Raw genomic sequence first — 24210 nt, forward strand, 5'->3', positions numbered from 1 at the left:
ATGGGTTGGCTAACCATCCTGTAAGCCATTGATTTTCTTTGGCAGTCTCACACCCTCAGCGCCTACCATTGTCGTTATTTATCAATGCTTTATGGGGCGGTTCGCCACGAGGCTGCGCGTAACCAGACGCACGACTCGGTCCATCCCCTGGACCGCCAGTCGAACCTGCGATGCCTCGCGCGAATAGAGTTCGGCATGATCGATGTCGTCGTGACCGAGCAAGTCCATGGGCAGCCTGGTCGAGGCCCCGGCTTCCGCCAGATAGACCTCAAGCGACAGCTCAAGACTGAGTCGACAGTGCGTTTGCAAGCGATCTCGGCCTCACGTGAGGCCGAGCCGGACGAGATGGCGAACGACCGGCGAAAACATCTGCTGGCCGATATAGGATCCCATGTTCGTGTTCTCGAAGAGCACTTCGGCGAGGGCGCTGTCCTCGACCACCGGAATAGCGGCCTGCCGCGCTTGAGCAGCCATCTCGTTGGCAGCGCGGCCCTGACCTTTGCCGACGACCGTCGGCACCGGCGTTTCGCCCCTGATGTAACGCAACGCTACGGCCCGGTCACCGGATATGAAGACGATGACCGCATTTTTTACGCCCAGCTTCGCCGGCCGTATCACCGCTTCGCGCCGCTGCCGCTGCTGTTCATGGCGAATCAAGGGATCGCCTTCGAGGTCCTTGTGCTCGCGCTTGTATTCGGTTGTCGTCATGCGCATGTCGCGAAGAAACAGCCAGCGTTGAATAGGGACATCGATCACGCCGATGACGACAAAAGCCAGGCCGGCGGCGATTCCCAGAGGCGTCAGGACTGCCTTGATCACCGGCTCCAGACATGACGGACCGCAACCCGGCGCATCGAAAAGCGGCTGCAGCCATGTGGTCAGGACCACGACGAACAGGCATGCCAGCAGCACCAGCTTCATGAGGCCCTTGGCAAACTCGATGACGTTGCGGAGCGACAGGATCTTCTGCAGGCCCCTGGCCGGATTTATGTGGTCGAACTGCGGTTTGAGCGGCTCGAACGAGAAGACCGGCCCGAACGTCCCAAGCATGCCGAAGGCCGCAGTGAGAACGACAACGATGCCGACCAGCGGCAGCGTGGCAAGCATCAGCAGCGAGAATGAATGCCGGACAGCGCGCAGGCTGACATCGCCAAACGAACCGCCAGGCACGGTTACGGTCTGCACGAGTTCCGAAAGGTGCCTGAAGAGCATCGGCCAAGAAAAATAAAGATACGCGAGCGCTGCGAAGAAAGTGAAGCCCGAGATAAGGTCGCGGCTCTGGGGAACCTGGCCTTTGCGGCGGGCGTCGCGCAGCTTCTTGTCGGATGCCGGTAGTTTCTTTTCCTCAGCTTCTTCGGCCATGTTGCAATCTTACCGCACTGTTGTGGTTCCAGTCTGCCTATGGGCTGTGTAAGGTGGCGCCGGGCTTGAATACGGAGAGGTGGATATGCGGTTGCATGTCGTATTCTTGCCTGTGGCCATCGCGCTGGCGCTGTCCGCTTGCCAGACGGCCAAAACCGGCTCGATCAACGCGAAAGCCCAAGGCCCGTCCTCGCAGTCGGATCGGCTGATCAAGCTTGCCGACGATATCGACGCGCGCGGGGAAAGTGATACCGCGATCGCGCTCTACCAGCGTGCGGCAACGATGCCGGACGCCAAGGCGGGCGCGTTCGTCAAGGCGGGCGATGCCTATATGCGGGCCGGATACCCGGCTGACGCGGCCAAGGCCTATCAGGCCGCGCTCGCGAAAGCTCCCAATGACGGGAAGGCGATGCTCGGCCTTGGCTCGGCTATGATAGAGGCGGGCGACATCGACGCCGGCATGCGCGCGCTCACCCAGGCAGCGCCTCTGGTCAACACCAGTGGCGCCTATAACCGTTTGGGCGTGGCGCAGACATTCGCCGGCCAGATCACCGAAGCGCAGGCGACTTTCGCCCAGGCGTTGAAACTTGCGCCCGGCGACCTCGACGTCCAGACCAACATGGCGTTGGCGGCGGCCCTTGAAGACAATTCCGCGGCGGCATTGCCTTTGGTGCAGAAGATTGCGGCTGCACCCAATGCGCAATTGCACCAGAAGCGCAATGTCGTGATGGTCTATGGACTTCTTGGCCAGCCCGATCAGGTCAAGGCCTCGCCGCCTATCGGTCTGACGACCAAGGAGGTGGCCACCTTGCTGGCGCGCGCCAGAACCATCCGGTCGAAGGGCAGCACGCAGGCCAAGGCCAAAGCGCTCGGCTCCATCCTGGGCTAGAGCAATTCCAGAAAAAGCGCGAAGCGGTTTTCCGTCCGGAACTGCATTAAAACAACGAGATAAAGCAGTTCGCCGATTCCGTGAAACTGCGAACTGTTCTAGCGCGTGGCAGCGCAGAACCAAGACCGATCTCGCGTCAAGCTTGACGCGAGGAGCGGCGCTGCGGGCGCGGAGTTGGCATAGGCTCACTCGACTGGCTGCGTCGTTTGCGTCGTCGCCGGCGCTGTATTGGCTCCGCCAATCGGAGCCTCCTCGCCATCGAGGTAACGACGGGCCGCGCGCGCCGTCGGCGACGCCGGCGCCGCCCCCATGCGCTGGCCTTCGACAAGGTCGCGTTGGCTTTCTGCCATGCGCTGAAGATTGTAGGCATTGGAGCAGCCGGACGGCAGGTGGGAGCCGACACCGGAGACGATCGTCAAATCGGTCCTAGCGGCTGGATTGTCATCATCAGCCGGTTCGGCCAGGCATGCGTTGGGAGCAAGGACCGAGCCGCTGACGCCTTTCTCGGAGCCGCCGGTGTCGGTCGAGACATAGCTGTAGCCGGGTGAATAATCCTGCCGATGTTGCGGACTGTTCATGCAGCCTGCCAAAAACAGCGCGGGAACAACGAAGCAGAAAGCGATGCGCAATGTCATGGTCGTTTCCCGCTATTTGATGATCAGACCGGTCGCCGACGCGTCGTTGGCGTGCTTGCGACTGAGACGCTTGGCAGCCGGACGGTCGAGCGGCGTGGCGAGGCTGTCGCGCACCGGCGCCACCAGATAGGGAGTGATCAGGATGACCAATTCGGTCTCTTCATGCTGGAACCGCTGCGATTGAAAAAGGGGTCCAAGCACGGGCACGTCGCCGAGAACCGGAAATTTTTCCAGGTTGCGAGAGGTCCGCTGCTGGAAAAGGCCAGCGATCGCAAAGGTCTGACCGCTTGCCACCTCCACCGTAGTGTCCGCTCTTCGCACCACGAAGCTCGGCATGGCAAAGCCGTTGGCGCTTACGGAGCCGGAATCCGACAAAGAGCTGACCTCCGGCTGGACGTGCAGCGCGATGCGATTGCGGCCGATGAGCGTCGGGGTGAAACCGAGCGATACGCCGAAGGGTTTGTACTGGATGGTTGTGACGTCGGATCCCTGCGCGATAGGCACGGGAATCTCCCCACCAGCCAGAAAGTTCGCCGTCTGTCCGGTAACGGCAGTCAGGTTCGGCTCGGCCAGTATCTTGACCACGCCGTTGCGTTGCAGGGCCTCGATGAGGACGTCGAAATTGAGGCCGTGCGCCTGGTTGAGGCTCAGACCAAAATTCCCATCGCCGCCCGAGGGCACGCCATTGTCCTGGAACATGTTGAATTCGAAGCCACCGCTCTTGTACCCGACGGACCAGTCGACACCATACGACTGCAACTCCGTGCGCGAGACTTCGGCGAAGCGGACCCGGATGTTGACCTGCTGCGAGCCCTGCACGGTCATGTTGTTCAGTGGCGGCTGTTCCGGCGGCGAGAACGTTCTTGCGACGTTGTCCAGATCTTTCGCCTCGTCGACGCCTCGGGCTTCGCCCGTGATGGCGATGCGGGTTCCGAAAATGTGCAGATTTGTTGCCGAATTCGGTTGCATTGCATGCTTGGCCTCGGCGGCGGGCGTGATATCGGGCGTGACGCGGAATTGAGCGGTTGCCTCGATCCGCTCGTCGGCCGTGATCGCAATAAGGTTGGTCAGGCCGGGTTTGAGGCCAAAGACATAGACCAAACTTGGCGACACGATCTGGAGGTCCGCGATCGTGGTGTCCGCGACCAGGACGGATTCGACCGGCTCATTGAACCGCAGCAAGCGTCCTTGCCCGACCGGCAGATCGAGGCTTGGCTTGCTCGGCAGGGGCGAAGCATTCTGCGCCGCCGCGCCGCCGATCGTGAACAACAAAGCCAGCAAAACACCAACCGTCGCGATAGCGAGCCAGCGCATATCCGTCCGCCCGGCGGCGGATCGAACGCCTGCTGCGGTATCGTGGATTGTCATCCCGTTCCTCTCCTGATTCCCCAGATATCCCCGTTCGCCATGCCTTCGTCATGAGACTGTCTCCTGCGCGACTTTCGCCTGAGCCGACGGCAGCGCCTGGGCGCGCGCGCCGGCTCTTCCGCCACGGCCGGTGATCGTCGCCAGCGGCTGGACGTTGAATTCCTGCGCAAGTTCCTGGAAGGACAGGACCGGAAGCTCGATCGCATTGTGCGCGAGCAGGCTGCGCATGTGACGGCGCACGTCCATCGCGGCAAGCACGACCGGCGAGGCGTCGGTGGAGTTGTGCGACAGGGCCCGCTCGATTTCGCTCACCAAGGCCTGCGCATCGTCGTCCGAGAGGTTCAGGAATGTGCCTGACGATGTGCTTTGCACCGCGTTCCGCAGGATATCCTCGGCTGAACGCTGCAGCACATAGGCCGCGATGATGTTGTTGCGGTCGGCGGAACGGAAGCTGATCTGGCGCTTCAGGGATGTGCGGACATACTCCGTTAACAGGACGACGTCCTGTTCTCGTTGGCCCCATTCGATCAGCGCTTCAAGGATCAGGCGCAGATTGCGGATCGGCACGTTTTCGCCGACGAGCCGGCGAAGCACTTCCGCAATTTTCTGCAGCGGCACGATCTCCTGCGCCTGCCGGACAAGATCCGCATAGTCCGGCTCCATGTCCGACAGGAGCCTGCGCGTCTCCTGAATCCCGACGAAATGTCCTGCATAAAGCCGAAGTGCATTTCCGGTCCATCTGGCCGCCGTTTCGACGGGTGTGGAGAAAATGAAACCGGCCTCTTTCAGCGTCGAAATGTGGCTGTCATCGACCCACACGAATTTGCGCTGACCGGCGATCGATGCGGCTTTTTCGTAAGTCAGCTCAAGTAGATCCAGATGCGTTGCATCGGCTTCGACGAGAACACGGCCGGCGGGAATTTCGGCATCCAGTATGGGCGCGCCTTCCAGGTCGATGCGGATGCTTCGCGGGGAGAGCATCTCGTCGGCCTGCATGCCGATGGCCGGAACGTCGACACCGAGATCGCCGAAGACTTCGCGGCGCACGCCGTCGGCGAACACGGCGAATTCGGACTCGGGAATCGTCTCCGCGAGTTCAGCCCCGAAGCGTACGACGATGCGGTAGGAAGCAGGCAGCGTTCCGCTGGAGATTGCCGATAGCGAAGCGGAACCACTGCGTTGTTCCTGCACCGCGATCTGGCTGACGTCCTGAGGCTCGGAGTCCTGAGCGCTGCGGCGATTGATTGCATAGGCGCCCGCGCCGAAGCAGGCGCCAAGGACCAGGAATACGATGGACGGAAAACCCGGCACCATGGCAAGGCCAACCATGATCACTGCTGCGAGGGCAAGCGCACGCGAGTCCCGCAGAAGCTGGCTGGTGATCTGCCGGCCAAGGTCGCCTGTTCCGTCGGCACTGCCGACGCGCGTCACCATCGTGCCGGCGGCGATCGCGACGAGCAGCGCCGGTATCTGCGCGACCAACCCGTCACCCACGGTGAGCAGCGAATAGGTCGCGGCCGCGTCTCCCAACGACATGTCGTGCTGCAGCGTGCCGACGGCGAAACCGCCGACCAGATTGACCAGAATGATGACGATACCGGCGATGACGTCGCCCTTAACGAATTTCATGGCGCCGTCCATCGCGCCGAACAGCTGACTCTCGCGCTCCAGCTGCTGGCGCAGGCGGCGTGCCTCAGCCTGATCGATATCGCCGTTGCGCAACTCGGCGTCAATGCTCATCTGCTTGCCCGGAAGCGCATCGAGCGTGAAGCGCGCGGCTACCTCGGCGACGCGTTCGGCGCCCCGCGCAACCACGATGAACTGCGCGACGGTGATGATCAGGAAGATAACTAGGCCGACCGCGATGCTGCCGCCGACGACAAAGGTGCCGAAGGCGGTAATGATCTCCCCGGCGTCGGCCTGCAGCAGGATCAGTCGCGTGGTCGTGATCGTGATCGCCAGCCGGAACAAGGTGGCTATGAGGATGACAGACGGCAGCGATGAGAATTGCAGCGGATGAGAAACATAAAACGACGCCAGCAGGATAAGCACGCTGATGGCGATGTTCGCGGTGATGAGAAAGTCGACGAGAAACGTCGGCAATGGGATGAGCATCATCACTACGGCGACGAGCATCAGGACGGCGATGACCAGGTCGCTGCGGCGTGACAGTCTGGCAAGGAATTGCAGAAGTCGCTCCGACGCGGTCATCAGGCAGCCCGATGCGACAGGAAACTGAGCAACGCGCTGTGCGCCTCGGTTTTGCGCCCGGCCACGAGCAGGGCGCGACTCTTCAGCAATGCAAGCACCGGGTGGTCCATTCCTTCCAAGGTTTCCAGCCTGGCAATCGTCGCAAGCGCCTTTTCGGCCTCGCCATCCAATATGAGCAGATGCGCCAGCGTCCTGAGAACGCTGGCATTTCCCGGCGAAAGCTGCGCGGCGATAAGCAGGTACGCAGCCCCCCGCTTGGCCTGCCCGTGGCAGCCGTAGAGATAGCCCAGGACATGCAGCAGATGGACGGTGTCACGCGGGTCGGTCAGATTTCGACTCCTTCCTGCATGCGGCCAAGCAGGTCACGATGACGTTCGATTTCATCCTCGATCAGCGTTCTGGCGAGCGTCTTGAGTTGCTCGCCGCCCTCAAGGTCGGGAACCAGGTTCGCTATGAAATGCTGTAGAATAGGTACCGAGCGGCGCAGGATGGCCGGCTCCGGAATGATGGGCATGACGAAATTGGTGAGTATATCATCCAGCGATTCTCCGGCCGCATGTCGAGAAGCTTGGAATTCCGCCGTTTCAGACCCTCCCGCGGCAGCGGCCGATTTCGTCCCCTGAGCACCCTTGGCGGTTTTATCGACGCCATTCATGCGTCGCCGGCTGATCGTTTGCCCGCGCCCGCCTTCGGCCTGATGCACGTCGCGGCCGGCGGTTTCCACCCTCGCCGAATCGAGGCGCGGCCCTTCTAGTCGGCGGTTCACGGATATTTCAGCGCGACTGTGGCGCCGCCCTTGGTCAGCAGAAGTTCCGTCTCGCCGATATGCTTGATGGTCCAGCCGTCATCGGTGAATGCGCCTTCGTGATAGCGCGCGCCGTCGGCTGCGATGACATAAGGCCGGTCGCCATACCAGATCGCCTGCAGCGTCAGGCGCGGCGCCTGCTGTGTGTTGCCGGTCATGACATTGGATACGAGGGGAACATGACCGCCGAAGGTCTGGTCGAACCAGGATTGCGTCTCTGTCCATACGCCTCTCTTGTCATCCGGGATCACGCCCGAAACCACAAGGCGCCCGGGCGATCGCTGGACGGTCAAGGTGTTTATGCCGGACTGATCGAGACGCTGTTTGAGCTGGCTTTCCGCATCAGCGACAGTTTGAATTTGCGCCGGCGATGAATCGTCCAGCACTTCCTGGCCGCGCTCCCCGGCGAAAGCCATTCTGACCGGCTGATCGTCTTGAGAAGATGCCTGTGGGCCAATGTCGGACTTGGCGAGCGAGAATCCGTTGGCGCCGACGGAAACGGCGAAAACGGCAAAGAGAACGCCCCCCGCGACCAGCATGGAGCGGTTGCCGATCGACCACCGGCTCGACGGGTGTCCCGGACTGACCAGCCGGATACGGGCGTCGCCGATGCCGATGACTAACGGCAACCTGCAGCGGCTGCCATGTCCTTGACGTATGATTTCGCCTGTGGCGAGCGCAACATCGCCGCCGACGGCTTCGACTTCAAACTGGTTGCCGTTGCGCCGCAGCCTGGCGTGTATCGGAGCGATGCCCGCATCCCTGAGGACGATGTCTGACTCGGTGCTGGAGCCGATCGTATAAAGCGCTTCAATCAGACGGAGCTCGGCGCCGGCATGAAAACCCTGCGTCACGCTGAGCGCGATGGGCTGTGCGGGTGACGACGACTGGGTGATAATCGATCGCAGCTGGCGCGCCGGCGCAGCGTCCAAATATCTGCCGATAGGGCTAGCGGTCATGCCACCTCATCTCCCGCCGATGACGATTTCGAATGCAGCCGGACAAATGGGCTTCAGTCATGCAAGTGCGCCGCCGCTTGCTGTCGGCGGCGCATAGGTTGAGCATCCTCGCGTCAGGCCTTCTCAGCCGATTCGCCGAGCGTCTTGGCGGTGCTCATCAGCATGTCATGCTGGGATTTCGCGATATCTTTTGTGATCTCCAGGTTAAACATGCGTTCCTGTTGTTTGATCATCTTGTCCAGGTTTTGTTCCGGTGACCCTGCAGAACCGGACGTAATGGGAGGGGTGGCAGCCATCATTGTCTCCTTGAGGGGCTGTTCAAGTTGCAAGCCCGGGCTCGTGCATGCGGTCCAGGACCTGCCGAAGCAATCTAGGACAGGATGATCGAAAATGAAAGTCCACTTGGAATATTTGAGGCTTGTTTGTTCCAACTGTTGCGTTTCAGGCGCTCACGGAGTAGCCTGACCGACGGGGTTTGATGGGGTAATGGGAATGGAAAAAGGTCCGTTGGCGGAGCTGTTGGTCGAACGGTTTGAGAATATGCCGCCGCAACTGCGGGTGGCGGCGCGTTTCGTCCTGGATCACCCCAAGGATGTGGCGCTGATGTCGATGCGCGAGCAGGCGCAGCAGGCCGGCGTTTCGCACAGCACGATGATGCGATTGGCACGTTGGCTTGGCCTTGAAGGCTACGAGGACATGCGCAGCCTTTATGCGCGCGCGCTGCGCGAGACGACAGCCGGAGAACCGGCCCGGCAGGGTGGCGAACGGGATGGCGATTCGGGATATTCGACAGCCGGGGTCGTTGCCGACTCTCTCGCTGCGCAGATCTCAAGTCTTGGCGAGTACGGCAACGCCATGCAATTCATCGCTGCCGCCAACCTCGTTGCGGGATCGCGCAATCTTTTCGGCCTAGGCTTGCGCTCGGCTTATCCGGTCGCGAGCCATTTCGTTGACATCATGTCGTTTGCGGCTGGCGGCGACCGCAATGTGATGCTGGTCGGCGAGATGGCCGGACAAGGCCTGCAAGCCCTTCAGCATGCGGGACGCGGCGACGTGCTGCTTGCCGTCGGCATGTCGCCTTACGAGCGCACAACGATAGAGGTGGCGCGCCAGGCGGCCCGGCAGGGCGTCGGCGTGGTGGCGATCACCGACAGCAGCGTCTCGCCGCTGACCCGGATCGCGCGGGAAGCGATCATCGTCACCTCGAATTCGCAATCGTTCTTCCGAAGCATGGCGCCGGCATTCGCTGCCGTCGAAATCCTGGCGGCGCTGACGGCAGTGCGGTCTGGGGCGAATGCGGCGGAACGCGTTAAACAGTCGGAAGAGCAACTTGCTGCTTTCGGCATTTATTGGAAGCTCCCTCGATAACGACAAGAAAGGTTGAAATCGGGACGGGCGTGACGGCGGCGGGCCGCCGGCAGCAAGTGATTTCCGGAGGTCGTCTAGATGGTTCGCCCGATAACGCTCGCCAAGCCGCCCCTCCAGACACAGAAGGTCAATGCCAACGCGGATGCCGCCCAGGTAGCACGGCTGGAGGTGCAGGCGGCAGCGCTGCGGGACCAGATCAGGCTCGCCAACAGAATGGGCGAGCGCGATTGGGCGGCACAGGCTCGCCAGGAACTGGCGCAGGTAAACACGCAATTGAGTTCCCTTCAGCCGAGCCCGGCAACAGCTCCGGCGGCGCCGGGCGTCAATGTCGCGAACGCGAGCAATGGCACATCCGGCAATGGCACGACGGTAACCCCGGCACTCTATGTGAACACCAATCCGGCAACTCCGGCTGTGACGCTGGTGGATCTCAATGGGAGTCCGGCCAAGGACAATCCCGCAGCAGCGAATACCGCCCGCGATATCGTCAACGACGTTACCGGAGGCAAAAGCATCGAGCAGATCGCGTCTGATCGCCACCTGACGCGCGAGCAGGTTATCGCCGCGCTCAGGTCCGGTGGGATGATCGTGTCAGACAGCAGTGCGCCAAACGGCGACACGCAGACGACGAAAATCACGGATGCCAGCGGCCGGACCGTCACACAGTTTTATGACTACCAGCACGACAGCTACTATGCGACAGTCCAGGAACAACCCGGCGGCGCGACGACGACCTCACCGATCCGGGATGGGCTCGGACGCAAGGAAACCACCAGCTACAATTCAGACACTGGCGCCATAACGACGCGCTACGAGGACGATCTCGGGACCGGAACCGTCACCGAACGGACGTCATTGCCCGACGGCGCATCGGTGGAAACGGTGACGCCGGGCGCTGGTCCTTCCCTGCCAATGACCACCGTCACCGGCCCGGACGGCCGCAAAACCATACTGGCGCCCTCCCAGGATCCAGGTGGGTCCACCACGCAGGACATCAACCACGATCTTGCCGACGGAAAAAGCATCGACCAAATCGCTAAGGAAAATGGCCTCACCAACGAGCAGGTGATCGGCGAACTGCAAGCCGCCGGCTACAAGGTTACGACCAACAACAGCAGCGACGCGCAGTCGGTCGAGCTCGCCGATCCGCGCACTGGCGGCAAGACCGTCTATTCTTACGATTATCAGCACGATGTACGCACCGTCACGACCACCGCGGACGGCAAGAAAACGTCGCTGTCCGTCGATGGCAACGGAACCGAAACCAAGACGGTCACCGACAAGGACGGTCGGGTGACCACGACCACCACCAAGAAGATCAATGGCGGCAAGCCTGTCGTGTACGAGGTCCAGCCGGACGACAACCTGACCCAGATCGCGCGGCAATATGGCGTCACGCTGGCTGACCTCAGGCGCACGAATCCGGAACTTTTCAGCTCGTCGCGCGACCCGAACACAATCCATACAGGCGAAAAAATTACCATCGACAACGGCACCCGCACGACGGTCGAGGTCACATTCAACGGCTATACGCTGACCACCAAGCCCGATGGCAGCATGACGCTGCACAACAACACCACCGGCGCCGACCTGAAGATCGAGGCTGGAAGCACGCAAGAGGCCCTGGCCAGGACGCTGCTGGCGGTGAACCCCAACAGCAGCGACCCCAAGGAGGCGAAGGAAGGCGAGGTCGTGAAGACCTTCGTCGAAGGGATCTTGGCAGGAGAGGCCTTGCCCGGTCTCATCGACGCCGCGGAAAAGGCCGGACAGGACAAACAGGCCCTGATCGACAAATACCACCTGGGTATGCCCGCCAAGCCTAAGCTTGACGGGCAGAACAGGGTTGTCGATCCTTTCGGCGATCCGCCGCAGGGCAACGCGCCCTCCGGGGGAAAGTGGATGCCGATGAAGATCGACGGCGTCTGGACCTGGGTCGACCCACAGGTCGCTCAGGCCATCATCGACGAGAACATCGCGCTGTCACGCGTCACCGAGATGCGGGCTCTGGCAGTCCAGGGACAGGAACAGCTCAATGTCGATATGCTCGATCCCGCCTACAAGGATGCCGTCGGTGGTGCGCAGACCATCCTGAACAAGGCGTTGGCGCCTCACGGGCTGCAATGGAACGCCCAGAAGCCGAAAGGCACGCTTGCCGATGCACGCGAGCGGGTGACCAAGGCCAACACCTTGCTGAAGAACGCGCAGGATGCCCGCGGCGAATATGAGAACGCCGGGCGCGTCCTCAAGGACGCCATCGCCGGGCAGGGTCCGCTGACGCCTCTTGGAGATCCGAATGCGCCGTCAGTCAGCGCGCGGGGCACTCCCGACCTTCATCCGCAACGCGATCAAAGCGTCGCCGACCACTCCGCTGTCGACAAGCTGTTTTCCGAGGTCGGCCTGCATCTGAGCAAGGGTGATAAGCTCACAATCGATTTCCTGGTCGGTCAGGCTGACCTCAACGGTGTTCCCAAGGACTCGAAGGAATACAAGGAACTCACGACCCTGCAGACGACGGCAGGCAGTCAGCTCGAACTGGCGCAGGCCTATCAGGACTATTTCGACGCCCATGCCAATGCCACGCAGGTCAGCGCGCGGCAGACGGACCTCGAGCAGAAGCTGTCCAACGAGTATCTTGGCGAACAGAAGTTCAACTTTGACGAGAAGTACAATCGCATTAGCGGCGATTACCTTGGGCACTACAAGAACTCGACGCTCGAGATCCGTGACGGCCAGCTCTGGGTCATCAACCATTTCGACGAGGGAACCACCGAACAGCAGCTGACCTACAGCCTGAGCGACAAGAACGTCAGGGACGAATATCGCGATCGTCAACTCAACAAGGACTGGCAGGCGCTTCTGGCCGGCTATGGTTCCAACGCGAAAGTCTGCACGGCAAATGGTCTGCAATCGGTAAGGTCCAGCGAGGAGCAGGCGGCAAAGAGCTTGAACGACGTCCTGGATCGCCAGCTCGGCAACAGCCTCGCCGATCTGAACGCCAAGCTGCCGATGCTGCAGACCAATTTCGACAATGCGCTGACACATCACAAGCCGGGATCGGTTGACGCTCCCGAAGGCACACTGCCCAACGGCGCGCAGCCGGTCGAGATCAAAGTCGGCGGACAGACGATCAAGGTGGCGCCGGACGTCGCCCAGAACTATGAGCAGAATGGGATCGACGCCCTGACCCAGGGCGGGAAGGCAATCTGGATCGACCTTGATACGGAAGATGACGATAAAAGTGGTCGCTGGGTCGATCCCGGACTGGCGGTCGCCAAGCTCAGGCTGGAGGCGACAAAACTTCAGATAAGTCAGATCGGGGATCTGCGCAGACAGTTGCAGGGCTTCAACGACTATCACGAGCTTCGGCTCAGTGAGCCGTCTCTGCTGGCCGATGACAACACCAGTGTCGACAAGACCTATCTGGACGAGCACGAGCAGCTGACGCTCGACGCCATGTATCAGCCGAGATTCCAGCAACTGCTCAAGAAAGGCTACGACAACGAATTTCGCGAGCAGCGCGGCACGGATCTCGATGAAATGGTGGCCCGGAAGCTCGGCCTGGACAGTTCGACCGATGACGGCCGCGACGCGATAGAGAATGTGACTGACGAGATCCGCGATATCGGCGGCGACAATCCGTATGTGCGCAGCGTGCCGATCTTCTATGTCGACGACCAGGTCGGAACGCAGCAGGTCACGCTGTTTGCGGTGCGCGACGGGGATGGCAACACCCGCTATGTCGACGCGACCGGCAAGAAGTTCGACGACCTCGGCGATTTCCAGGACAACAACAGCCAGTTCGGCGAGAACGGCAAGCTCGTCGTTCCCAAGGACCTCGAGATGAAGGCGGGACCCGACGGCAAGATCGCGCTCGACGTGGTCAAGGCCCGCAATGTCTCCGTCTGGGACAAGGTCGTCGATCCGCTGGTTGGCATCGGCACCGGCATTGCCACCATCCTGTCGTTCACGCCGGCCGCGCCGGTCGCGGCGCCGCTGGCCTATACCGGCGCGGCCTATCTCGGGACCAGAGCGGTCATAAACGAGGTCAACCACCTGGACCATGGTGGCGAGTGGTACGACACCGAGTCGTTGACCAACATCGCCAGCGCAGCAACCACCGTTCTGCCCATGGCTTCCAGCGGCCTACGCACGATCGGCATGGCGGCGAAGAGTGAGTCATTCCTGGCAGGCGTTGCTGCCAGTCCCCGCGCCTTCGCTGGCAGCATCGGCGCAACACGATCGAACTGGGCGTTGGCATCTGAAACCCGCACATACATGCAATCGACTGCCAGACTGAACAAGGCGGCCTGGGGGATGGATGTCGGCTCGGTGGTTGTCGGCTCGCCGTTACTGGCAACATCGGCCTACGATCTCGCCGCCAACCGAGACCAGATGAACGGTCTCCAGCTTGCCAACGCGCTTACGGGCCTTGGCACCGGCATCACCGGCACGGGGCTCGGCATCCATGGTCTGCGCACGATGCGGCCAGGAACGGGCACACAGGACCCCAACGCTCCCGGCGCTGATGCAAATCCGCCCGGCAGCGACGGACCGTTCCAGCAACCGCCCGGCGGCAAACGACCGTCGCAACTGGCGCTGGAACCCGGCCCTTCGGGACGTCCGATGAATGTCTACGAAATCGGCGCCGACGGGGTTTACCGGCCAACGGGAGAGCAGGTCTTCCACGACCCCAGCCTCCCGGTGATCCCGGGAGAAGTGATCAAAACCGATGACGTCGGCGGCAACGGCGCGACGGCGGCGCCGGTCCGCGATCCTGAAGGCTCGACCGCCTCAGGCATACCGCACCCCGCTGACGGCGACCCCATCGTCGTGCCGGGCGAGCCGACAGTAAAGGAAGGGCCGGTACGTCTTGTCTGGGATCCGCAGACACGCAGCTTCACCGGCATGCCGGATCGCGACACGAGTGGCTACGTCTACACCAGCGGCAAGGACCCGAAGACGCCATCGGCTTATCTCGACGGCCTGAGCGCCGAGCAGCTGATGAGCCGTTATGAACAGGAGAAAGGCTATTATTCGAGCCGCGAGATGGCCGAGCGCTATGGCCCGGATGGCGTTCAAATCCCGCGCACGCCCCTCCGCGAGACCTTGCCCGACTTCCGCGTCGGCGTCACCGTCCGGGTCAGGCTGAACACGGGCCAGGCGTTCGGGATCGGCTCGCCGACAGTTGCGGCCGTTGGCTTCGGCGTCGGCACCAAAACCGACTTCGGCATGATCGGATGGTCGATCCTCGACAGCGTCGGCCAACGCAGCCTGACGCCGTTCAAGGATGCCCTCGGCACCCAGGGCGTGGTGTCTTTCCGGGCACGGGAATACAGGAACATAACCAGCCTTCAGGCTGGTGTCTGGCCGGTATCCAATCAGACGGCCTTCCCGGTTCGCAGCAGCGACTTGTCCGCAGCGGCGAGCAAGGCGATATTCCACGATGCCAGCGGCTACGAGGCCAAGCCGGTCGATGCCGCCATCGTGGGGATGACACCCGACGGCAAAGGCACCGTGATCGAGATGATCTACACGCCCTCGCTGAGTGGCAAGGAGGTCAGCCTCGCGCCGGGCCAGCACGATTTCTTTGGCGTGCCGGCGGAAAACAGCTCCGGCCATGTCGTGCTGCAAGGCACGCTTCCTTTCGATCGCGTCATGACCGAGACCAAGGCCGGAATACGCCTGCCGATCGTGGCCAATCATGTCGCGGCAGTCGATCAGATGCCGCGCATCGGTTTCGAGAAGCGTCCTGAACTGCCTGTGACCGACACGCTGCGGCCGGGCGACGTCGTGTCGGCACAGGCGTTCGACCAGATCCAGTCGGCTCTTGGCGCGACAAAGCTGAAGGTCCAGTTCGCCGTCAACGACCCGGCCAAGGGATCCGAACTAATCACGGCGATCGGGCAGGGCGATGGCATCCGGTCGATTCGCGACCTCGTCAAGTCCGGTCAGATCGATCCATCGAACACGGTTTCCCTTGTCGATGAGCCGACACAGAGCGGACTGCGGCTTTCAGCCATACCGGGCAAGTCGCCTACGGCGGATATTGTCTTGCTGACGGGCGAGAAGGCTCGCGTCGTCAACCCCGAGGCGATGCTCGTCGACGTCATCTTCAACGACAGCAACAGGCTGCCGGGCGCGCTGGGTTTCAATCCGGACCGGATGGTCACGTCCGCGACCTACAAGGTGAAATCGACAGTGCAGTCTTGGATTCCGGCGCGTTTTCGCCCCGAGGGATCGCCACAGTCCCGCTACATGCCGAGCGCCGGCAACATCTATCGGAAACTGTACGGCTCGGACGGCACGCCCGCCACGCGTTACACGCTTTCAATGTCGACGCCGCCTCTGCCTGCAGGAGCGGTGGCTTACAGTGCCGAAGTGAGGTTCCAGTACAAGTCGAAGGCGGCCAAGACCGCTCCTTCGATCGCCAAGGGCGAAGACGCGACACTGACCTTCGATCGGGCCAATGGGCAGAGCGAAACGCTGACGGTCCCGGCTTGGCTTGCTCACGCCGTGCAGCCGTCGGGCGATGGTGCCGCGAAAGGCGTTCCGAAGGGAGGCAGGGCCTCCCTGGAGAAGTTCCTCGGCGAGTTGGAGAAGACGGCCAGGCCCGACCAACGCGCCGCGATAGAGCAGTTCCGGACCGAATTCGGCCCGTCGATCGTCGACGGCGGGTTCATACGCCAGGACGTTGCCGACGGCGTGCTGACGTTCCTGTCCTCGCAGGTAGGAAGCCGCCGAAGCGGCCCGATCCAGATAAGGGACGAGAACGGGCAATCCGTGACGGCCACTCGTTACGGACCGCTGCCAAAAAGCGCAGAGAACGTCTATGTGCCGCCGGCGGACGGGCCGCAAGCGCGTGGCGACGAACCGGAGTTGATGCACAAGTCGCATATTTTGTTCCGGGATCCGGATACAGGCGAAGCATACGTCCTGCCATGGACGCGCGGTGCCTCGGAGGACCATGTGCCGGGCGGCCAAGCGACGCCAACGGGAGAGGCGGCGCCGGCGCACGCACCCAGGAAAGCAATCGAGGCGGCTCCGCCGACAACCTATTCGCTGCAACAGATCCGCAACATGCGGCAGCCGGAAAAGTGGAAGGCAGGCGAGACCTATACGCGCGAACTCAACAGGTCGCTTGGAGAAGCCCATTTTCCGGTCGAGGCCAACCCGGACGGTCCCCATCCTGTTACCGGCCAGGGTGGGCGTTACGTGGATGCGCCAGTCTTCAAGAGCCAGGACGTGATCGAGGCGATCGAGGTCAAGACCTATCATCGCTGGACGACCATCAATGGCGTCGCCCAGATGCGCGAAGTTCCGCTTACGCCGAAGCTGCAGGAGCAGATCAACAAGGATGTGGCGCTGCGGAACGAGAACTCAGGCTATCAACCGCGCTGGGTTTTCCTCGATGCGCCGCCTTCGGCCGAGTTGCAAGGGGCGCTCGACGATGCCGGGATTGTCGGTAACATCTTCGGACACAACAAACCTGCCGCAACAACACCGCCGCCCCAACCCGCGGCGGTCAGAAGCGGTTCCGGCCGTGCCATTCAGCTCGAAGACGAGAGTGGCGAGGTGATTACGGCGGCAGTGCTGGGTACCGGGCCGAGGAGCCCGGAGCAGGTCCATGTTCCGCCCTCAGACAGCACGCACGTATGGGGCGATGCCCCGGAGATGGCGGACAAGACGCACATACTGGTGTACGACCCCGATACGGGCGAGGCCGTGGTGCTGCCCTGGATACGTGGAGCTTCCGACGGTCACGTGCCGGGAAGCCTGGGCCGTCCGGAAGAGAACAATCAACAGGCCAATGCCGCCGCGCAGCCTTTGCGCGGCAAGGGACAGTCGGCGTCGAACAGTCGGCCGCTCACCCGGGACGGCGTCAGGGCTACCCCGCTTGATCAGGTGCCGGATCTCGTCATGGGTGATTTCCAGCCGACCCAGGTTCCATGGCTGAAGCGCGAGCAGGTCGCCGAGCTGACCGAACAGCAGTTCGGCGACATGGATAAGGCCGGCTTGCTGCCCTATCTGACCAAGAGCCAACTGCGCGGCATCCCCAAGGCAAAGACAGGCTTTGTCAATATAGCGAGCCTCGGCGAGAAGCAGATTCCATGGCTGACAGAGGGCCAAATCCGGAATGCAACGGACCAGCAGTTCCAGGATCTCGGTAAAGCCAGTCTGACGTCGCACCTGACGAAACCACAGCTGCAGGCGATCAAGGGGGACAAGGTCCAGTTCGTCGACATGTCGACGTTGGGCGCGCGCCAGGTTCCGTGGTTCAGGCCCGGTCAGGTCGCCAAGTTCACGTCACCGCAGTTCAAGGACTTGGCGAAGGCCGGTTTGCTTAAGCATGTCACCGAGCGGCAGGTTCGGGCGATCCCCGAACCCATGGTCGGCTCCGTGGACGTCGCAAAGCTCGATCCCAGGCAGGTGCCGTGGCTGACCGAAAAGCAGATCCCGGTGCTGACCCGCGATCAATGGGGCGCCTTCACCATTCACCACACCGAGGCTTTCATCCAGCCGCAGATCGAAGCGGCGACACCAAATCAGTTCGGGGAGACGAGCCCTGGCCAGTTCCGCAAGTTCACGCCCGAGCAGTTCGAGTGGATGAGCGGGGACCAGAAGAACGCTCTCTCCGTGCTGCAGCTGACGACCTTCCGGGCGACCCATAAAAAGGCGATGATGCCGGACCAGGCCGCCAGCGTCGATCTGGCGCTGAGCCATGCCAGGATGCGCGAGAACGCTCAGGCACTCGCCACCTTTGGCGGCATGTCGACCACCTCTTACGTGCTGTGGAGCTCGCTGCCTCCGACCTGGACCGCTACTGCCGGAGCGGTGGCATTCGGCGTGCGGGGCTTCGTTTTCGGCGCGCAGGCTGTCTTCCCCAACGCGACCGCAAACCATAAGCCGTTCGGGCGGTTCCTCAATGCGCTCGGCGGGGCCACATTCATTGCCGCGGCGCCAGGGGCGGCGACTGGGATGGTCCAGGGGAAGGGTATTGTCGTCAACAGCACGTTCTCACTCGGCAATGTCGTCTATGGCACGAAGTCGATGCTGCAGTCGTTCACCGGCAGGCCGGTGATCCGAAACCTGGCCGAGTATCTGGCGGGTCCTGGCTATGTGCTCGGCTGCGCCGTCTACACACTGCACTCCTGGCCCGCGCCGATCGCCACGGTCGCCGGCACCATGTTCACGTTCGGCTGCGCGGAGTTCTGGGCGTCGGCGATAAGAACGGACCGGACGAATCGCCGTTCGGTGCCGCGAACCGACGCCGATATCGCGGCGGCTGCAAAGTCCGACAAACGATGGGCCACAGTGGATCGATGGACGCTGGGCATCACCTTCGGCATCGGAATGCTTCTCTTCTCTCTGGACTCCATGCTCGCGCAGCCCTGGGACCCGAAAACGACCGCTCCGCCCAATCCGAAGAAACCGGATGGCGATACGTCGTCCCCGCAGCCCGACAATCACTCGGATGTTCCAGGCAAGCCGAAGACCCCGCCCGAAGACTTCCCGCAACTCGTCGTGTCGGCGGATGACGGCCTGAATTTGCGGAGCCAGCCCGAGGACGATTCTGCCGTGGTGACGGTCCTGCAACCCGGCACGTTCGTCGAGCAGACCGCGAAGCCCTCGACCGATCCGTCAGGAGAGGCCTGGATACCCGTCGAAGGGTTCGGACCGGACGGCAAAAAACATAGCGGCTGGGTCTCCGGCGACTATGTCGAGGTTCATCCCGCGGGCAGCAGCAATTCGGAGGGCCGCACGAATCCAACCCTGGAGAAAGACGGCTATCGGTGGGTCGAAGTCAGGGACGGCGACAGCATTCGCCTCATCGCCAACGCGCATTCGGCCGACGTGGCGGATACGGTGGTGCTTAACATGGATCATATTCTGAGCCCGGATATGATTTTCTCCGGCGACCGCATCTACCTGCCGATTGCGTCGGTCGGCTGAGACGCTACGGGCTCAACTCCGAGTTCGTCGGGAGGCTGCGCCTTGCCGATTCTCGCGGCATATGCATGTGCAATGCAGCCGGCCAGCTTTGCAGCCCGCTCCGCTACAGGGTTGGATGGTTCAGAGGAATATGAAGCGGTGAACCGCAGGTCGGAGGGATGCCATTCGCAGTCGACGATGCGTAGCGCGCCGCTGGCAGTATGATCCTGGACGACTTCCCTGGGAAGGGAGGCGATGCCGATGCTGTTCAGCGTCATCGTGATGGAGGCGGCCAGCGAATTGGCCGGAAAGATACGCGGCGCCGCTTCAAGTTCGCCGCTCAGCTTGCGGTAAAGTTCGCTGTAGGGTCTCGTCGGGCGCGCATAGCTGATGATCGGGAATTGCATCAGGTCGTTCAGCGTCAGCTTTCCGCAGTTGGGCAATTTCAAGGACGGCGAGCAAACCCATACGAGCGGAAAGGAAGGCAGTTCAATATTCTCGATGCTGTATTCCTGAATGGGGCCCATAAGCACTGCAAGATCAAGCCGGTGGGACATGAGCTCGTTGCGAAGGGTCGTCGTCGTGTCGACGACGATATCGGTATCGACCAACGGATAGTTTGCCTGCAATTCCTTGAGGAAATCGGGAAGCCAGGTGTGCACGATGGTCTCGGCAACCCCGAGCCTGAGCACACCCGCTGTCTCTGAAAGGGAGTTTGCCGTCAATTGCAGCCGTTCGGCGACACGCAGGACACGCTGCGCCGGCGGCAGCAGGCGCTGGCCCTCGGCGGTGAGTCTTACGGTGCCGCTCTGCCTCTCGAACAGCTTCGCGCCGAGCGCTTCCTCCAGACCGGCAATTCGGGTCGATACCGCCGGCTGTGTTGTGTTCAAGCGTTCCGCAGCCTTCCGGAAGCTTCCGAAAGTCGCGACCAGGAGAAAGGTTTCGAGCTGTTTGATGTTGAAAGGGATCACGTTTCAATGCCGGACAATAATCTGGGCGCCGATCTTCACTCGGTCATATAGGTCGATAACGTCTTCATTTGTCATGCGGATGCAACCGGAGGAGTTGGCTTGGCCGACGGTCCATGGCTGATTGGTGCCATGAACGCGATAAAGCGTGTTGCCGATATAGAGCGCACGTGCGCCCAATGGGTTGTTCGGCCCTCCCGCGACACGCGCCGGCAATAAGCGGCCTTTCGATGCCTCCCTTAACCGCATTTCGGCCGGCGGCCGCCAATCCGGCCAGTCCTTCTTGCTCGAAATCGTGTCGCGACCGGACCATTCCAGCCCCTCCCTGCCGACACCGACCGCATATCGCAGCGCCTTGCCATTTCCCAATATGTAGTAGAGGCGCCGCTCCCTGGTGTTGATCACGATTGATCCCTTCGGTTGCGTCTCACCGAAATCGACGATCTCTCTTGGGATTGCCGACCATGCCGGCCTCATTTCGCCATCCGCGGTCTGGTCGGGAGCGGATGGCGAGACCAGCACATTTCGGGCTTGATCGTAGCTCCAGCTTCGCGGGTCGTAGCCGCTGTTCGATTGACCTTGCGCCGGCGCCATCGCGGCAGTCAACACGGCAGCAACCAGAACCGCTTCACCCAAGCCCTTGCCAAGGCGCGACCGGACCAGAGCCCAGCGCCAAGGAACGCCGGCCGGAGCATTCAAGCTCAAGAGCAGGTTATTGTGTGCCGCCACCGGGGCTGATCCCTTCAAATTCCAGCAACAAGCCGGCGACCGCGAGCCCTCGCTGCTCCGATTCCAGGCCGCACCATATCGCTTTGCTCGCTGATCGCAACATTTGGAACCAAATACACAAGTTCAATCCAATTGGACTTCCATTTTGACGACGCGCGCGATAGGGTGAATTTGGCGGGTAAACCATGAGACGGGCGACGCGGGGCCTTCGCTCCTCGTCCCTGCGATAGGACCAATGTTGACTGGACGCGGTACCTGCCATGTCGATCGGTTGTCGCAAGCCAGCGCTGCCATCATGGCCGGCGGGCTGGCGGCGATCATGACGTTCGGTCTTGCTGTTTCGCGGGCCGATGCCGCCGAGCCGCGCTGGCCGCAGGGTCCCTACAAATACATCACCATCGATCAGTCGGTGACGGATGCGCTTGTCGAACTCGGCCGCAACATGCGGGTGCCGATGCGTATCAGCAAGCTCGTCAAGGGACGTTTGAGCGCCGGCATGCCGGTTGGAACGGCGCGCGAATTTCTGGAAGAGATTTGCAATCGATACGGTCTGGTCTGGCATTTCGACGGCATCGTCATGAATGTCGCCACTGAAGCAGAGGTCCAGACCGAACTGATTCCGCTTGATGCCAACAGGGCCGCCGGCGCGGAAGACCGGCTTTCGCGACTGGGCGTCATCGATCCGAAGTTTCCAGTCAAGGTTTCCATGCAGGACGACGTCGTCTCGGTATCGGGGCCGCCATCCTATATCGAACTCGTCAGGAAGACACTCGGAGTTCCCGCCGCGCAAGGCGGCAAACAGGAGCCCGGCAAGGTCGCTTCGGTCCGCGTTTTTCGCGGAAGGCAGGCGGAGGCGCAGAATGTCCCCTCCGGAAAACCGACCAAGGAATAGGAGGGCAGCTTCATGCAGATCGCGCCGATTGGAGCCCTGGAGGCCTCGCTGGCAAGCTTGACCACCAGCATAGGCTCGCAACAGCAGATCACCGCCGGCGCGGCGGCGCAGCCGGGCAACCAGATGGTGGGTGCCAAGCAGGAAAAGCACGAAGCGGCGAAGCCCAACGCATCTGAGCGCGGCGATGTCGCCACAGGCGCGGGCCGACAGGTGGCGCAGGCGTCGTCGGGAGCCAATCCGGCGATGGCGGGCCAATCTTCCGGATCGGAGCGGGCAGAGCCGATCATCGAGCGCAAACTCTTCGACTATCTGGCCGAGGTGGAAAAGACCGGAGGGGGGGCAGCCGCGGATTCCTCGGCCCTGTTCGGTTCTGCTGTCCAGTCGCTGGAAGGAACAATGCAGCAGGTCCAAAGGGCTCTCGGCAAGGCGAACACACCAGCGCAGACCGAAACGGCCACCACCCAGGATGCCGCTCCGTCAGGCAAGGAAGCCGAGAATGCGCCGGCAAAGAATGCCCAGCAACTGCTCGAGCGATCCATTTCCGTGATGTGGGCAGCAGCCAATCTGGAAATCGTGACCAGCAGCGTGAAGGCCGTGACGTCGTCCACCAGCACGCTGATCAAGCAACAGTAGGCGTTGCGGAGTGTTCGTGCGCGAATTGGTCCTGCCTCGGCGGTCAGCGCTGTTCAATCGATGCGTCGCCGGGTGTCGCGTTGCGCTTGTCGTCGCGGGCATGCTTATGCTCCAGGCCTGCTCGGTGGAGCTCTATTCCAACCTCGATCAGCGGCAGGCCAACGAGATCGTGGCCACGCTGATGCGTCATGGAATTCCGGCTCAGCGGGAGGCCGGCAAGGACGGCAAGATGACGGTTTCCGTACAGAAGGGCCGTTTTGCCGAAGCCATGGCTATCCTCGACGAAAGCGGTTTGCCCAAACAGGAATTCCAGACGCTTGGCGAGGTGTTCAAGAGGGGAGGGCTCGTGTCCTCGCCGGTGGAAGAGCGCGCAACGATGATCTATGGCCTGAGCCAGGAGCTGTCGCAGACAATCTCCGACATCGACGGCGTGCTTTCCGCGCGGGTTCATCTCGTTCTGCCCGAGAATGATCCACTGAGGCAGCAATTGGTGCCGTCGTCCGCGTCGGTTTTCATCAGGCATCGCGCATCCGTGCCGATGAACGAGCTGGTCCCGCAGGTCAAGATGCTGGTGTCCAAGGGTATCGCCGGACTGACCTACGACAACGTCTCCGTCACGCTCATTCCGGTCGCCGCGACAGCCCCGGAGCAGGCATCCGAGCCAGGGTTCACAACTTTCCTTGGGCTCAGGCTGCATCCGGACAGCGTGGCGGCCGCGATGTGGCTGTTCTACGGCATGGCGGCGGCGATACTCGCGCTGGCTGCCCGGCTGGCCTACCTGCAGTGGTATCGGCGGCCCGATGTCTACGCCCTCGACGCTTCCGCAATGCCCGCGAGGAAGGCATGACCGGGACCGGTTCAGGGCAAGCCGCCAGCCCGGAATGGCAGGCATTTATCTCCGGCCTCGCATCCTATGCGGATGCGGCCCGACTCGCGGAATGCTTTGACGGTGCGATCAGCGAAGCTGCATGCCAGCGCATGCTGCAGTCGCAACGCCTGCATGAGCGGTTGTCGAAGCTTCTGCTCGAGCATTACCGACTCTCTCGCGCGGTCGATGAACCCTCGGATGACGTGGATCGGGCGATTGCCTTGTTGTCGGGCGAGGAGCTGGAGGACCTCGCCCTTCGCTCGGGCGCAATCTACTGGGCCGGCAATCTTGCCGCCGTCATTGACGGGCGCGAAGCCGATGCCTTGCAGGCGGCGCTTGGCGCGGATCTCTGCACCTTTGCGGTCGCCAACCGCGATCTGGCCGGTCCAGCACGGGCGTTGCAATCGCTTGAGGATATCCGCGTTCGTGTCTATGCCGACGGTCTGAGCTGCCTTGGCGGATGGTGCCAGGCAATGCCCGGCGAGACAGGTGCGCGCGTCCGCATCAAGCTCGTGCCGAACGAATTCGTCGACCGGACCGCCAAGCCGTTCATCGAGGTCGGCCCGGCAATTGTGCGCCGAGCGATGGGTTAG

The 24210-nt window shown here is 62.1% G+C and carries 17 protein-coding genes and 1 pseudogene; 7 read left to right on the forward strand and 11 right to left on the reverse strand.

Annotation, left to right across the window (positions count from 1 at the left end; all coding sequences use genetic code 11):
• Positions 1 to 81: 81 nt before the first annotated feature.
• Positions 82 to 261 (reverse strand): annotated as a pseudogene (locus QAZ47_RS15030) (integrase); the annotation flags it as partial.
• Between the two features lie 60 nt (positions 262 to 321).
• Positions 322 to 1362, reverse strand: coding sequence for an EscU/YscU/HrcU family type III secretion system export apparatus switch protein (locus QAZ47_RS15035; protein WP_278207543.1), 1041 nt, complete (start codon positions 1360 to 1362; stop codon positions 322 to 324).
• A gap of 85 nt (positions 1363 to 1447) precedes the next feature.
• On the opposite strand from QAZ47_RS15035, the gene QAZ47_RS15040 reads away from it, so the two are divergent.
• A complete protein-coding gene (locus QAZ47_RS15040) occupies positions 1448 to 2251 on the forward strand; it encodes a tetratricopeptide repeat protein (RefSeq protein ID WP_278207545.1) in 804 nt (267 codons plus the stop codon).
• Positions 2252 to 2436: 185 nt separating this feature from the next.
• On the opposite strand, the gene QAZ47_RS15045 is transcribed toward QAZ47_RS15040, so the two are convergent.
• The 7 genes from QAZ47_RS15045 to QAZ47_RS15075 form a co-directional block, all read right to left on the reverse strand.
• A complete protein-coding gene (locus tag QAZ47_RS15045; RefSeq protein ID WP_278207547.1) occupies positions 2437 to 2886 on the reverse strand; it encodes a hypothetical protein in 450 nt (149 codons plus the stop codon).
• 12 nt (positions 2887 to 2898) lie between these two features.
• On the reverse strand, positions 2899 to 4254 hold the full coding sequence (locus QAZ47_RS15050; protein WP_278207548.1) for a type II and III secretion system protein family protein: 1356 nt from the start codon (positions 4252 to 4254) through the stop codon (positions 2899 to 2901).
• A 48-nt stretch (positions 4255 to 4302) separates the two neighbouring features.
• Entirely contained in the window at positions 4303 to 6465 is a 2163-nt protein-coding gene (sctV, locus tag QAZ47_RS15055; RefSeq protein WP_278207549.1) for a type III secretion system export apparatus subunit SctV, read from the reverse strand.
• Positions 6465 to 6635, reverse strand: coding sequence for a hypothetical protein (locus QAZ47_RS15060; protein WP_278207550.1), 171 nt, complete (start codon positions 6633 to 6635; stop codon positions 6465 to 6467). Before QAZ47_RS15060 ends, sctV begins: the two co-directional genes overlap by 1 nt.
• A gap of 155 nt (positions 6636 to 6790) precedes the next feature.
• Positions 6791 to 7231: a hypothetical protein gene (locus tag QAZ47_RS15065; protein WP_278207551.1), complete on the reverse strand. Its 441-nt coding sequence runs from the start codon at positions 7229 to 7231 to the stop codon at positions 6791 to 6793.
• Positions 7228 to 8229, reverse strand: coding sequence for an EscD/YscD/HrpQ family type III secretion system periplasmic domain-containing protein (locus QAZ47_RS15070; protein ID WP_278207552.1), 1002 nt, complete (start codon positions 8227 to 8229; stop codon positions 7228 to 7230). Before QAZ47_RS15070 ends, QAZ47_RS15065 begins: the two co-directional genes overlap by 4 nt.
• A gap of 113 nt (positions 8230 to 8342) precedes the next feature.
• The gene (locus QAZ47_RS15075; RefSeq protein WP_142875995.1) at positions 8343 to 8525 is read right to left on the reverse strand and encodes a hypothetical protein; all 183 of its coding nucleotides are present in this window, start codon (positions 8523 to 8525) and stop codon (positions 8343 to 8345) included.
• Between the two features lie 211 nt (positions 8526 to 8736).
• Here QAZ47_RS15075 and QAZ47_RS15080 point away from each other — a divergent pair, with 211 nt between their 5' ends.
• Both QAZ47_RS15080 and QAZ47_RS15085 read left to right on the forward strand, forming a co-directional pair.
• Positions 8737 to 9597: a MurR/RpiR family transcriptional regulator gene (locus QAZ47_RS15080; RefSeq protein ID WP_278207554.1), complete on the forward strand. Its 861-nt coding sequence runs from the start codon at positions 8737 to 8739 to the stop codon at positions 9595 to 9597.
• A gap of 78 nt (positions 9598 to 9675) precedes the next feature.
• Positions 9676 to 19548, forward strand: coding sequence for a LysM peptidoglycan-binding domain-containing protein (locus tag QAZ47_RS15085; RefSeq protein ID WP_278207555.1), 9873 nt, complete (start codon positions 9676 to 9678; stop codon positions 19546 to 19548).
• Here the strand turns inward: QAZ47_RS15085 and QAZ47_RS15090 are convergent.
• Entirely contained in the window at positions 19521 to 20498 is a 978-nt protein-coding gene (locus QAZ47_RS15090; protein ID WP_278207556.1) for a LysR family transcriptional regulator, read from the reverse strand. The two genes, QAZ47_RS15085 and QAZ47_RS15090, sit on opposite strands and share 28 nt — an antisense overlap.
• 3 nt (positions 20499 to 20501) lie before the next feature.
• Positions 20502 to 21224, reverse strand: coding sequence for a L,D-transpeptidase (locus QAZ47_RS15095; protein ID WP_278207558.1), 723 nt, complete (start codon positions 21222 to 21224; stop codon positions 20502 to 20504).
• Positions 21225 to 21459: 235 nt separating this feature from the next.
• Between QAZ47_RS15095 and QAZ47_RS15100 the strand changes: the two genes are divergently transcribed.
• The 4 genes from QAZ47_RS15100 to QAZ47_RS15115 are packed head-to-tail and all read left to right on the forward strand — an operon-like array spanning position 21460 to position 24210.
• Positions 21460 to 22116, forward strand: coding sequence for a type III secretion protein (locus QAZ47_RS15100; protein WP_278207559.1), 657 nt, complete (start codon positions 21460 to 21462; stop codon positions 22114 to 22116).
• Positions 22117 to 22128: 12 nt separating this feature from the next.
• On the forward strand, positions 22129 to 22749 hold the full coding sequence (locus QAZ47_RS15105; protein WP_278207560.1) for a hypothetical protein: 621 nt from the start codon (positions 22129 to 22131) through the stop codon (positions 22747 to 22749).
• 10 nt (positions 22750 to 22759) lie between these two features.
• Entirely contained in the window at positions 22760 to 23596 is an 837-nt protein-coding gene (gene sctJ, locus QAZ47_RS15110; RefSeq protein ID WP_278207562.1) for a type III secretion inner membrane ring lipoprotein SctJ, read from the forward strand.
• Positions 23593 to 24210 (forward strand): SctK family type III secretion system sorting platform protein, encoded by a 618-nt coding sequence (locus QAZ47_RS15115; RefSeq protein ID WP_278207563.1) that lies wholly within the window; start codon positions 23593 to 23595, stop codon positions 24208 to 24210. Before sctJ ends, QAZ47_RS15115 begins: the two co-directional genes overlap by 4 nt.

This window comes from Mesorhizobium sp. WSM4904, assembly GCF_029674545.1.
GTDB lineage: Bacteria > Pseudomonadota > Alphaproteobacteria > Rhizobiales > Rhizobiaceae > Mesorhizobium.